This is a genomic window from Bosea sp. RAC05 (assembly GCF_001713455.1).
Taxonomy (GTDB): Bacteria; Pseudomonadota; Alphaproteobacteria; order Rhizobiales; family Beijerinckiaceae; genus Allobosea.
Window position 1 is genome coordinate 2860391 of sequence record NZ_CP016464.1, and the last position, 12725, is coordinate 2873115.

A 12725-nucleotide genomic window follows, 5' to 3' on the forward strand; every position below is an offset into this window, starting at 1 on the left:
CATGAAGCTGACGGCGCTGCGCCTTCACAATGTCCGCCGCTTCGCCGGCCGGGGCGTCGCGGTCGAGGGCATCGGCGACGGCGTCAACGTGCTCTGCGCCGTCAACGAGTTCGGCAAGTCGACCTGTTTCGACGCGCTTCACGCCCTGTTCTTCCAGCCCCATACCGGCACGCCCGGCGCCGTACAGGGCCTGCGGCCCTATAGCGGCGGCAACCCGCTGGTCGAGGCCGACATCACGACCGAGAACGGCGCCTTCCGGCTGACGAAGCAGTTCTATGGCGGCAAGCGCGCCATGGTGCGCGAGCTCGCGTCCGGCCGGCTCGTCGCCCAGGCCGACGAGGCCGAGCGCTTCATCACCAACCTCGTCCAGGCCGGTCCCGGCGGCCCTGCCGGTCTGCTCTGGGTGCGCCAGGGCATCACCGGCATCGAGCGCCGGGCCAAGAGCGACGAGGAGGGCGAGAAGCGCGCCCGCGAATCCGTCCTGACCTCGGTCCAGGGCGAGGTCGAATCCCTCACCGGCGGCCGCCGCATGGCGCAGGCGCTCGCGGCCTGCGAGGCGGAGCTGGCGCCTCTCGTCACGGCGACGGGCCGGCCCAAGGCCGGCGGTCCCTATGCCCAGGCGCTCGAGGAGCGCGACGCGCTGGCCCAGCTGGAGCAGAAGCTTGCGGGCGAATTGCGCGAACTGCGCGACGCGCTCGACCGGCGCCGCAGCCTGCGGGCCCGGCTCGCCGAGCTGGACGACGCCGAGCGCCATGCGACCCTGCTGCGCGAGGTCGCCCAGGCCGAGGCGGCGCTCGCCGCCGCCCGGGCCCATGGCGAGGCGCTGCGCACGGCCGAGGTCGAGGCCGCGCTCGCCCGCAATGCCCGCGACGCGGCCCGCGAGGCGCTCGACACGCTGCGCCGCGATCTCGCGCGGCTGGCGCTGCTGCGCGAACGCGAGGCGGTGAGTCGCGGCCGTCGCGACGAGGCGCTGGCGCGCCAGCGCGCCGCCAACGAGGCCGGGGTGGGCGCCGCGACCGCGGTCGAGCGGGCTGAAGCCGGGGAGCGTGAGGCGCGCGACCTGCTCGCCCGGCTGGACAAGGCGATGCGCGCTCGGGAGGCCGGCGAAAAGCTGGCTCGCCTGCGGCAGGAGCATGAGCGCGCGGCCGAGGGACGTGCCGAGATCGAGACGATCGAGGCCGAGCTGAAGGCGCTGCGTCTGCCAGCGGGGGCGCTGGCGCGGCTGGACGCGCTGGAAAGCGAGCTCGTCGGCTTGCGCGCGACGGCGGCGGCGCGCCGCCCGCTGCTGCGCGTCGCCTATGATCCCGGGATCGCCGCCGCCATCCAGCTCGACGGCGTGACGCTGGAAGGCGGCGAGGAGCGCACCCTGTCCGGCGCCGCGACCTTGACCATCGAGGGCATCGGCCGGCTCGCCATCACCCTGCCGCAGGGTGGCGACGGCGAGGCGGATCTGGCCCGGGCCGAGGCGAGGCGGACCACGCTGCTGGCGGAGCTCGCGGTGGCCGATCTCGCCGAGGCGCGACGGCGCGACAGCGCAGCCCGCGAGCTGAACGGCCGGCTCGATCTGGCACGGCAGCGCCTGCGGCTGCTGGCGCCGGACGGTCTGCCCGCGCTGCAGGAGCAGATCGCGCGACTGGAGGCGCAAGGGTCTGGCGCCGAAGAGGCTGAAGGTGATCCCGAAACCGTGCGCGCGAGCCTGGTCGAGACTGAGGCGCGTGTCGTCGCCGCGCGCCGGGCCCAGCGCGAGGCGCAGGCCGCCCGCGACGCCGCCAATGCGGCCGTCGTCGAGACCGAACGCGCCCTCGCGGGCGTCGCCTCCGAGCAGGCGGGGCTGGCGGCAGCGCTCGGCCCCGAGCCGGCGCGCGCCGGGCTGGAGGCGCAGCGAACCGCTGCGCTGGCGAAGGCCGAGCAGGGCTGGTCGGCGGCGCAGGCGCAGCGCGATGCGCTCCAGGCCGGCGCGGTCGACATTCCCGGTGCCGAAGCGAAGTTGCGCCGCATGCGCTCGGTCCTCGATGGCGCCTCGGCCGAGATCGCGTCACTGCGGGAGGAGGCGGCCGAGTTGAACGGCCGCATCCGCGCCCGCGCCGACGCGGCCGTCGAGGAGGCCTGGCAGGAGGCGGCGGAGAAGCTCGGCGCGGCCCAGCGGCGCGTGGCGGCGCTGGAGCGCGAGGTGGCGCTGCTGACCCGCCTGCGCAACGCGCTGGAGGCAGCCCGCACGGAAGCGCGCGACCATTATTTCGCACCGGTAATGACGGAGCTGCGCCCGCTGCTCGGCCTGCTGTTCGAGGATGCGACCGTCACCTTCGACGAGGAGACGCTGCTGCCGCGCACCGTGAGCCGCAACGGGCTGGAGGAGCCGGTTGGCGTGCTCAGCGGCGGCATGCGCGAGCAGCTCGCGGTGCTGACGCGGCTCGCCTTCGCGCGGCTTCTGGCCAAGGACGGCCAGCCGGCCCCGGTCATCCTCGACGATGCGCTGGTCTATTCCGACGACGACCGGATCGAGCGCATGTTCGACGCGCTGCACCGCCAGGCCAGCGGTCAGCAGATCATCGTCTTCTCCTGCCGCCAGCGCGCCTTCGCCCAGCTCGGCGGGACGATTTTGCGGATGGTGCCGTGGGCGCCGGAGGGCTGAGCTTCGATCGTCAGCGTCTGAACCTCACCGTCATCCTGGGCGGAGCGAAGCGACGACCGGGATCCATCAAAGGGCGACGTTGTACCCTATGATGGATCCCGGAGCTGCGCTGCTTCGCAGCTTGTCCAGGATGACGGGGCGTTTCCGAGGGGAAGCCGAGACGCTCACTAGATCGTCGCGCCGAAATTCCGCTCGGGGTCCATCTCCAGGACGAGTTTGCCGGTCGGCTCGGCGGCTGGGCCACCGGTCCGCGACAGCCAGCGGCCGGAGCCGGGCTTGGCGTGGAGCGTGCCATCGCTGACGACGACCTCGCCGCGGCGGATCACCGTCTCGGGCCAGCCGGTCACTCGATAGCCGGCAAAGGGTGTGAAGCCGGTCAGGTCGTGCATAGCCTCATCCGTGATCGTCACCTCTCGCGTCGGGTCCCAGATCGCGATGTCGGCGTCATAGCCCGGCTGGATCGCGCCCTTGCCCGGCAAGTTGTAGATTTTTGCCGGCGCGGTCGCGGTCAGGTCGACGAAGGCCTCAAGCCCGCGCCCGGCGAATTCGGGCCGGCCCTTCGAGACCAGTGCGTCGAACATCAGCGGCAGACGGGTCTCCAGTCCCGGCAGGCCGTTGGCGATCTGCTTGAAGTTGGGGGTCGGCCCGGCGGAGAGCTTGCCGGTCTCGTCGAAGCGGTAGGGCGCGTGGTCGGAGGAGACCGTCTGGAGATCGCCCAGCGCCAGCGCCTGCCAGAGCGCGTCCTGGTCGGCGGTCTCGCGCGGCGGCGGCGAGCACATCCATTTCGCACCTTCCAGGCCGGGCTTGTCGAGATCGGCCTTGGTCATGAACAGATATTGCGGGCAGGTCTCGGCGAAGACCTTGAGGCCCTGGCCGCGCGCCTGACGGATCACGGCGGCGCCCTCGGCGGTGGAGACGTGGAAGATCATGATCGGCTGGTCGATCAGCGCGGCCTGCGTGATCAGCCGGGTGAAGGCCTCCGATTCCGAGCCGCGCGGATGGCTGATCGAATGGAATTTCGGCGCGGTGTAGCCGCGCTCGACCAGCTTCTTGCCCATCCAGGAGATCATGCCGTGGTTCTCGGCATGGACGCAGATCAGGGCGCGGTGCTGGCGCCCCGTCAGCATTAGGTCGAGCAGGGGCTCGTCATCGACCTTGATCAGATCGTAGGTCATGAAGACCTTGATCGAGGCGTGCCCCTCTTTGATCAGCGCCGGGAGGTCCTGCTTGATCGTCTTCTCGTCGGGGTTCGCGACGATCATGTGGAAGGCGTAGTCGATCAGCGCGCCGCGCTTCGCGAGCGCCGCATAGTCGTCGACGACCTTGCGCAGATCGAGCCCGCGATGCTGGGCGGCGAAGGAGACCAGCGTGGTATTGCCGCCGAAGGCCGCCGAGGTCGTGGCGCTCTCGAAAGTGTCGGCGTTCATCAGCCCGCCGGCCGAGACCTGCTCGACATGGGCGTGCGTATCGATTCCACCCGGCAGGACGAACTTGCCGGTCGCGTCGATCTCGCATGCGCCCTTGCCGAGCCCGGTGCCAATCGCCGCGATCTTGCCGTCCTTCACGGCGACATCGGCAACGAAATGCGCGGTCGATGTGCCTACGGTCCCGCCGCGAATGACCAGGTCGAAGGGTTGCGTCGTCATGCTGTTCTCCCGGCAGGCTGGGCGGTGTGGAGTCGGGCCGCTGCCTTCGACCATAGCAAAGCCGCGGCCACCCGCGAGCGCTGCCCGGCGCAGGGCTATGATGTCTTCGCCGCCGCTATTCGTCGCGCTTATAGGGCAGCCGAGCCGACGGCGCTTGCCAGCCGGCCCGAAGCCCGCTCTACCGGCAGGATGAGGATCGCCCGTCTCAGGACAGCCCGCCGATGACCGCGCCCGAGCCCGCCGCCTGGACGCTTCCCGCGCTGGGCTGGAACGCCTTCTTCGCCGAGCAATGCGGCCCGGAGGACGTTGGCCTGCTGCCGGCCCGCATCGCCACCGTCCATCGCGCCCGGATGAGCGCGATCGGGCAGGAGGGGCCGATCCGGCTCGCTCTCCCGGTTCATACCGACACCGGCGCCTACACGGTCGGCGACTGGGTGCTGGTCGAGCCGGGGACCCATGCGATCGGGCGCCTGCTCGACCGGCGCACCGTGCTGGCGCGCCGTGTCGAGGGCAGCAAGACGCCCCAGCTCGCCGGCGCCAATATCGACACGCTCTTCATCGTCACCTCCTGCAATGCCGATTTCAACGTCGCGCGGCTGGAGCGCTATCTGGCACTGGCCAATGAGAGCGGCGCCGAGCCGGTCATCATCCTGACCAAGGCCGATCTCACCGACGCGGCCGAAACCTATCGTGCCCAGGCGGCCGCGCTGCAGCGCGGGCTGGCGGTGGTCGTCATCAATCCGAAGGAAACCGGCGCCACGGCAGTGCTGGCGCCCTGGTGCGGGGAGGGGCGGACGGTGGCCCTCGTCGGCTCGTCGGGTGTCGGCAAGTCGACGCTGGTGAACGCGCTGGCGGGGCTGGAGCCCGAGGAGGCGCAGGAGACCGGCGGCATCCGCGCCCGCGACGACAAGGGCCGCCATACCACCACATCGCGCTCGCTCCACGCCATTGCCGGCGGCGGCTGGGTGATCGACACGCCGGGCATGCGCACGCTCCATGTCAGCGATGCCGCCTCGGGGCTGGAGACGCTCTTCGCCGAGATCACCGAACTCACCCATCTCTGCCGCTTCCGCGACTGCACCCATGAGCACGAGCCCGGCTGTGCGGTGCAGGCGGCGGTGGCGAGCGGCGCGGTCGACCCCGCCCGGCTCGCCCGCTGGCGCAAGCTCGACGCCGAGAACAAGGCGAAGACGCCCGAGGCCCGCGGGCCGAAGGGCCGGCGGCGGTAGCGGTCTAGCCGGCGGCCTCGGCCAGCCCCAGGCCCGGATGCAGCCGATCGATCGCCGCGATCTCGGCGCGCAGCTCGGCGATGATCCAGTCGCGGATCTCGCGGATGAGTGGACGCGCCGGGCGGTTGCGCGGCGTCAGCAGCACGCAGAGCCGGTCGCCCACCGTCAGGCGCTGCGCCGCCGGCACCAGCGCTCCCGACATCAGGGCATGGGAGACGACGGTGATCCAGCCGAAGGCGATGCCCTGGCCCAGCAGCGCCGCCTGCACCACCACGGCATAATCCGAGAAATTCAGCGTCTTGGCCGGCCCGGCCCGTCCCGTCGCGAAGGGGGCGTAGTGCTCGGCCCAGTCGGACGGCGCATCGGTGAGCTGGATCACCGTGTTGCCGCTCGTGGCGGGCTCGGCGGCGCCGGGCTCGCAGCGATAGCCCGGGCTGCAGACCGGCAGCATGACCTCGCGCACCACCAGAGCGTCCGCGGGAACGGGTTCATCCGCTCCGACGAAGCGCATGCCGAGATCGACATTCTCGACCACACCGCGCAGCGAACCGGCGATCATCTGGAAGCGCAGATCGACCTGCGGGAAGCGGCTCTGGAACCGGTCCATGCGCGGCATCAGCCAGTGCGTGGTGAACGCCGAGGAGACCGAGATCGTCACCGTCTCCTTGCCGCCGCGCAGCCGCTCGACCTCGCGCAGGCCGGCCTCGATGCTGCGGAAGCCATCGGCGACGCGGCGATACAGAATTTCGCCCTCGGGCGTCAGCACAGCCCCCCTGCCGCCACGCTCGAACAGCCGCAAGCCGAGATGGCTCTCGAAGCGCGAGAGCATTCGGCTCACCGCCGGCTGGGTCACGTTCAGCTCCTCGGCCGCGCGCGTGAAACTGCCGCTGCGCGCCGCCGCCTCGAAGACGAAGAGCGCATTGCTCGAGGACACCATGCGGCGCAGGTCTGACATAACATGAGGTTATGAAACTCCTGATTATTTGGCAATTGCGAACGAGCCTCTGAATCCCCTTTCATGGCCCTGTCGATTGCAGCTTGCGGCGACGGGCCCGGCAGAGGCCCGCGCCGCCGGGCGAGCCGACCGGATCCGCGCCGACGCCACATAAGATGGTCTTATGGCCTGCCCGGAATTCGGTCTTTGCCCACGCGCTGGCGCGGTGGCGCTGTAATCGCAACGGGAGCAGGTCATGGCGAAGAGTGGCGGCGAGCGCGTCGAGATCCGGTCGGCCAGCAAGATCTACGGATCGGTGCGGGCGCTGGACGACGTCTCGCTCGACATCGCGCCGCAGGAATTCGTCTCGCTGCTCGGCCCCTCCGGCTCCGGCAAGACGACGCTGCTGGGCATCCTCGGCGGATTCGTCCAGCCCTCGGCCGGCACCATCCTGTTCGGCGGCCGCGACGTCACCTTCACCCCGCCGCACAAGCGCGACATCGGCATCGTCTTCCAGAACTACGCGCTGTTCCCGCACATGAATGTCGGCGAGAACGTCGCCTTCCCGCTGCGGGCCCGGCGCCTGCCGAAATCGACCTATGCTGAGCGGGTGCGGGCGGCCCTGGCGATGGTCGATCTCTCCGGCTACGAGGAGCGCGGCATCGGCCAGCTCTCCGGCGGCCAGCGCCAGCGCGTCGCGCTCGCCCGCGCCATGATCTTCGAGCCGCGGTTGATCCTGATGGACGAGCCCCTCTCGGCGCTCGACAAGCAGCTGCGCGAGACCATGCAGATCGAGCTGCGCCAGCTCCACAAACGGCTGGGCGCGACGATCATCTATGTCACGCACGACCAGCGCGAGGCGCTGACGATGAGCGACCGCGTCGCCATCCTGAAGGACGGCAAGCTCGTCCAGATCGACAAGCCCTCCCGCCTGCACGACCACCCGGCCAACGCCTTCGTCGCGAGCTTCATCGGCGAGGCGACGCTGCTGCCGGTCGCGCGCGCCGGCAGCGACGCCGTCTCCCTCGCCGGCACGCTGATCCGCACCGCCCGCACCCTGCCGCCGACCGGCGAGCTCGTGCTTGCCGTCCAGACCGAAAAGCTCCTGATCGAGGATGGGGCCGGTGCGCCCGAGCGCAACCGCTTCTCCGCCCGGGTCACCGATAGCGTCTTCCAGGGCGAGAGCCTGCGCGTCTTCCTCGTGCTCGACGACGGCACGCCGCTCAGCCTGCGCCAGCCGAGTCACTACGAGGCCGCCCGCCGCATCCCGCCCGTCGGCGAGCGCGTCGCGATCAGCCTCCACCCGCAGGACACGATCGTCGTCTCGAAAGCGGACGGCTGAACGCCCGATCCATCCCCACAGACCCACACCATCACCCAAGAGAAGTCGACAGCCATGGCCCTCCGCGATTTCAAGGTTCTCACATTCGACGTCGTCGGCACGCTGATCGACTTCGAGACCGGCGTCCTGAACGCGGTGCGTCGCATCGGCGGGCCGGCGGCCACGAAGCTCAGCGACGACGCCATCTTCGGGCCCTATCTCAAGGGCCGCGAGCTGAACTACGACCGCTCCAGCGAGGCGATGAAGCGGGTCTACATCCACCTCGCCAAGGAACTCGGCCTGCCGGCCGACGAGGCCTCGGCGGATTCCTTCCAGTACGCCATCCTGCAGCATCCGGCCTTCCCCGACTCGGTCGAGGCGCTGGCCAGGCTGCGCAAGCATTTCCGGCTGGTCGCCATGACCAACGCCGACCGTTCGACCTTCGCCTTCTATTCGCACACGCTCGGCAACCCCTTCCACGACAGCGTCACCGCCGACGAGGCGATTGCTCCCAAGCCCGATCCGTTGTTCTTCGCCTTCAACCGCGGCCGGCAGTCGGCTCATGGCTTCAAGCAGGAGGAAATCCTGCACGTCGCCCAGAGCCAGTATCACGACATCGGCGTCGCCAAGTCGCTGGGCTACACCACCTGCTGGATCGAGCGCAGGCAGGGCCAGGCGGGCTTCGGCGGCACCCCGGCCGTGCCCGAACTGACCAAGCCGGATTATCACTTCCCGACACTGGCGGCGCTGGCCGACGCCGTCGAGGCGGGGGTCTGACGCCCTTGGCCGGCGCCTCCGCCTGGTCGTCGCTGGAGGCCGCGCCCTCACTCTGGGGCGCGACGGCAACGCCGTTGCGCGCGTTTCCGGCGCTGCAGGACGATGCGCAGGCGGATGTCGTCATCATCGGCGCCGGCTATACCGGGCTCTCGGCCGCGCATCATCTCGCGCAGAGCGGGCTGTCCTCGATCGTGCTGGAGGCCAACCGCCCGGGCTGGGGCGCCAGCGGCCGCAATGGCGGCGTCATCACCGCCAAGTTTCGCCTGTCCTTCCCGGCCATCGCCGCCGCCCACGGCAAGCCGATGGCCAAGCGCATGTACGAGATCGCGCTGGAGGCGACCGATATCGTCACGCAGCTGGTCGAGGCCTACGGCATTGACGCCGCAAACCTGACACGCTCCGGCCAGGTCAAGGCCGCGCATAACCACGAGACGCTGGCCTATGCGGTGAAGGAGGCCGCGTGGCTGCGCGCCGAGCTCGGCGACACCACCATGTCGGTGCTGGATGCTGGGCAGGTTCGCGAGGAGACCGGTTCAAACGGCTTCGTCGGCGGCGTCCTCAATGCCGGCTCGGGCGGCATCCACCCGCTCAATTATCTGCACGGCCTGGCCGAGGGCGTCGCGGCGCGGGGCATTCCGATCCATGCCGGGACGCCGGCCCTGCGCCTGCGCCGCGAAGGCGACGGCGTGCTGGTCGAGACGCCGGACGGCGTGGTCCGGGCGAAACAGGCGATCATCGCCACCAACAGCTACTCGGATCTCACCCCGGCGACCCAAGCCTATCAGCAGACCCTGATCCCGTTCCGCAGCGCGATCATCGCGACGGAAAGGCTCTCGCCCAATCTCGCCGCCACGGTGATGCCGACGCGGCGCACCTATACCGAGACCAAGCGGATGATGCGCTGGTTCCGCATGGTCGACGACCGGATCGTCTTCGGCGGCCGGGGCGCCTTCGGCAAGACGGATTCGCCGGCCGCCTTCCGCGCGCTGCACAAGGCGATGATCGGCATCTTCCCGCAGGTTTCCGACGTGCCGCTGGCCTATCGCTGGTCCGGCCTCGTCGCGATGACGCTCGATTCCGTGCCCCATGTCGGGCGCGTCGACGACCGCGTCATGCTCGCCATGGGCTACAACGGCGCCGGCGTCGCGATGTCGAGCCTGATGGGCCGCTATCTCGCGGCCTTTGCCCGGGGCGAGACGCCCGATGTCGGGCTGCTCGATGCCGGCCGCATGCGCCGTGTTCCGTTTTACCCGCTTCGAGAGCCGGCCGTCCGCATGGTGGCCGGCTGGTACCAGTTTCTAGACGCGATCGGACGGTAGTTTTCGAAGATCCGATCCAACAACAGGGGATAAAGACCATGCAGCCACGACGCCTGACCTTTGCGACCGCCTGCGCTGCCGCAGGCCTGTCCCTGGCTCTGATGAGCCCGCTCCCCGCCCAGGCGGCCGAACAGATCATGTTCGTCTCGCAGGGCGGCGCCTACCAGAAGGCGCAGACCATCGCGATCCTCGATCCATCGGCCAAGAAGCTCGGCATCACCATCAACCAGGACAGCGTGCCCGACGCCTGGCCGATCATGCGCTCCCAGGTCGCCTCGGGAAAACCGACCTGGGACGTCGTCGACGTCGCCACCAATTTCTGCCTGCGCGGCGGCGAGCAGGGCATCGTCGAGAAGCTCGACTTCAGCAAGATTCCCAACGCGGCCGCGATGCCGGCGGAGTATCGCAGCGACTGGTCGGTCGCCTACGAGTTCTATTCCAGCGTGCTCGGCTACAGCCTGAAGAAGTTCCCGGACGCCGCGACCGCCCCCAAGACCTGGGCAGACTTCTGGGACGTGAAGAAGTTTCCCGGCCGGCGCGCGCTGCGCAACAATCCGCTCGCCACGCTCGAAGCTGCGCTGATGGCCGATGGCGTGCCGCACGACAAGCTCTACCCGCTCGACGTCGATCGCGCCTTCAGGAAGCTCGAGGAAATCAAGCCGCACATCACCGTCTGGTGGACGTCGGGCGCGCAATCCGCCCAGCTCCTCAACGACGGCGAGGTCGACATGGTGATGGCCTGGAACGGCCGCATCTCGGCGCTGGCCAAGGAGGGCGCCAAGGTTGCCTACACCTACAACCAGGGCATCCTGCAGAGCACCTCGCTCTGCGTGCTCAAGGGTGCGCCGAACCTCTCCACCGCGATCAAGTTCCTCAACGAGGCGGTCGATCCGGTCCACCAGGCCAATCTGCCGCTGCATATCGACTACGGCCCGGCCAACCCCAAGGCCTATGACACCGGCGTCATCCCGGCCGCCCGCGTCCTGGAACTGCCGAGCTCGCCCAACAATGCCAAGGTGCAGGCGCTGATGTCCTACTCCTGGTGGACCTCCGCTGCCGGCGAAGCGGCCGAAAAGCGCTGGCTCTCCTTCTCGCAGAAGAAGTGAGCCACGTCGCGTGACGTCATTCTCGGGCCGCGCCTGGCGCGGACCCGAGAACCTCTTGCAGGAGATGCCCGGGGCGAGCCCGGGCATGACGAGGATGCTCTCATGACCGCCATCGACCCATCCGCCCGCTACAGGCGCCGCGAGCAGGGGCTCATGCTCCTGCTCGCCTCGCCGGCGGTGATCGTCATCCTCGCGCTGGTGGTCATCCCCGTCGGCTGGCTGATGACGCAGTCGTTTTACGACAACGGCTTCACGCTGGAGCATTACCGCCGCATCTTCAGCGAGGACATCTACTGGCGCAGCTTCACGCTCACCTTCCGCATTGCGCTGATCGTGACCGTGATGACCCTGATCCTGGGCTACCCCGTCGCCTATGCCGCCGCCCATGTGAAGCGGCCCTGGGACGTGCTGATCCTCTCCTTCGTGATCCTGCCGTTCTGGACCAGCGTTCTCGTGCGCGCCTATGCCTGGCTCGTCCTGCTCCAGCGCACCGGCGTCACCAACCAGATGCTCGAGGGCCTCGGCCTGATCAGCGAACCGCTGGCGCTCGTCCACAACGAGCTCGGTACGATCATCGCCACCGTCCACATCCTGCTGCCCTTCATGGTGCTGCCGCTCTATTCGACCATGCAGAAGATCCCGCGCGAGCTGATGCTGGCCGGCGCCAGCCTCGGCGGCGGGCCGCTGCACAGCTTCCTGCGCATCTTCCTGCCGCTGTCGCTGCCGGGCGTCGTCGCCGGGCTGACGCTGGTCTTCGTGCTGACGCTGGGCTTCTACATCACGCCGGAGCTGCTCGGCGGTGGCCGCACCATCATGATCTCGATGGTCGTGAGCCGGAACGTCGAGCTCTACAACGAATGGGGCGCGGCCAGCGCGGTCGGGGTGGTGCTGCTGGTCTGCGTGCTCGCGATCTTCATGGCGGTCGGCCGCATCATCCCGCTCGACAAGATGCTGGGGCAGAAGTGATGAAACAGCCGCTCCTGCCACGCCTCGTCTTCGGCGCCTTCGTCGGCCTCGTCCTGCTCTATCTGATCCTGCCGCTGCTGATCATCGTGCCGATGTCGTTCTCGGCGACGCGCTTCCTGACCTTCCCGCCGCCGGCCTTCTCGCTGCGCTGGTATGCCGAGTATTTCGGCAATCCCGCCTGGATGCAGGCGACGCGGATGAGCCTGCTGATCGGTGTCCTCACGGTGATCGTCGCGACGCCACTGGGGACGGCCGCCGCCTATGCGATCAGCCACTCGCAGACGAAGCTGATGCGCTCGCTGCACATGATGCTGATGCTGCCGCTGATCGTGCCGATCATCATCATCGCGATCGGGATCTTCTTCATCTACGCCAAGATCGGGCTGATCCAGACCCTGACCGGGCTCGTCCTGGCCAATGTCATGCTCGGCCTGCCCTATGTCATCACCTCGGTCGTGGCCGGGCTGCAGAGCTTCGACAAGACGCAGGAGATGGTCGCCCGCAGCCTCGGCATGAACCGCTTCCGCGCCTTCCTCACCGTGACGCTGCCCCAGATCAAGGCCAGTGTCTTCGCCGGCGGCATCTTCGCCTTCATCTCGGCGATCGACGAGACGATCATCGCGCTCTTCGTCTCCGGCGGGCAGCACCAGACCCTGACCAAGCGCATGTTCACCGCGCTGCGCGACGAGATCGACCCGACCATCGCCTCGATCTCGACCCTGCTGACGGCAGCATCCTTCATTCTGGTGCTGCTGGCGACGAGCAGCCAGAAACGCGCGGCCGGCTGAGACGGCA

At 69.2% G+C, this 12725-nt stretch carries 10 protein-coding genes; 8 read left to right on the plus strand and 2 right to left on the minus strand.

The window, feature by feature from the left end; all coding sequences use genetic code 11:
- Position 1: 1 nt before the first annotated feature.
- Positions 2 to 2632: an AAA family ATPase gene (locus tag BSY19_RS17020; RefSeq protein ID WP_069055182.1), complete on the plus strand. Its 2631-nt coding sequence runs from the start codon at positions 2 to 4 to the stop codon at positions 2630 to 2632.
- A 167-nt stretch (positions 2633 to 2799) separates the two neighbouring features.
- Here the strand turns inward: BSY19_RS17020 and hydA are convergent, their stop codons facing one another.
- Complete coding sequence (hydA, locus tag BSY19_RS17025) at positions 2800 to 4278, minus strand: dihydropyrimidinase (RefSeq protein ID WP_069055183.1); 1479 nt, start codon at positions 4276 to 4278, stop codon at positions 2800 to 2802.
- 221 nt (positions 4279 to 4499) lie between these two features.
- Between hydA and rsgA the strand changes: the two genes are divergently transcribed.
- A complete protein-coding gene (rsgA, locus tag BSY19_RS17030; RefSeq protein ID WP_069055184.1) occupies positions 4500 to 5507 on the plus strand; it encodes a ribosome small subunit-dependent GTPase A in 1008 nt (335 codons plus the stop codon).
- A gap of 4 nt (positions 5508 to 5511) precedes the next feature.
- Here the strand turns inward: rsgA and BSY19_RS17035 are convergent, their stop codons facing one another.
- Entirely contained in the window at positions 5512 to 6462 is a 951-nt protein-coding gene (locus BSY19_RS17035; protein ID WP_069055185.1) for a LysR family transcriptional regulator, read from the minus strand.
- Positions 6463 to 6697: 235 nt separating this feature from the next.
- Here BSY19_RS17035 and BSY19_RS17040 point away from each other — a divergent pair, with 235 nt between their 5' ends.
- The 6 genes from BSY19_RS17040 (at position 6698) to BSY19_RS17065 (ending at position 12718) form a co-directional block, all read left to right on the plus strand.
- Entirely contained in the window at positions 6698 to 7783 is a 1086-nt protein-coding gene (locus tag BSY19_RS17040; protein WP_069055186.1) for an ABC transporter ATP-binding protein, read from the plus strand.
- Between the two features lie 54 nt (positions 7784 to 7837).
- A complete protein-coding gene (locus tag BSY19_RS17045; RefSeq protein ID WP_069055187.1) occupies positions 7838 to 8539 on the plus strand; it encodes an HAD-IA family hydrolase in 702 nt (233 codons plus the stop codon).
- A gap of 5 nt (positions 8540 to 8544) precedes the next feature.
- Complete coding sequence (locus BSY19_RS17050; RefSeq protein ID WP_069055188.1) at positions 8545 to 9858, plus strand: NAD(P)/FAD-dependent oxidoreductase; 1314 nt, start codon at positions 8545 to 8547, stop codon at positions 9856 to 9858.
- Positions 9859 to 9896: 38 nt separating this feature from the next.
- Positions 9897 to 10964: an ABC transporter substrate-binding protein gene (locus BSY19_RS17055; protein ID WP_069055189.1), complete on the plus strand. Its 1068-nt coding sequence runs from the start codon at positions 9897 to 9899 to the stop codon at positions 10962 to 10964.
- A gap of 102 nt (positions 10965 to 11066) precedes the next feature.
- Positions 11067 to 11930, plus strand: coding sequence for an ABC transporter permease (locus BSY19_RS17060; protein ID WP_236840383.1), 864 nt, complete (start codon positions 11067 to 11069; stop codon positions 11928 to 11930).
- The gene (locus BSY19_RS17065) at positions 11930 to 12718 is read left to right on the plus strand and encodes an ABC transporter permease (protein ID WP_069055190.1); all 789 of its coding nucleotides are present in this window, start codon (positions 11930 to 11932) and stop codon (positions 12716 to 12718) included. The genes BSY19_RS17060 and BSY19_RS17065 overlap by 1 nt, the downstream gene beginning before the upstream one ends.
- Positions 12719 to 12725: the final 7 nt, after the last annotated feature.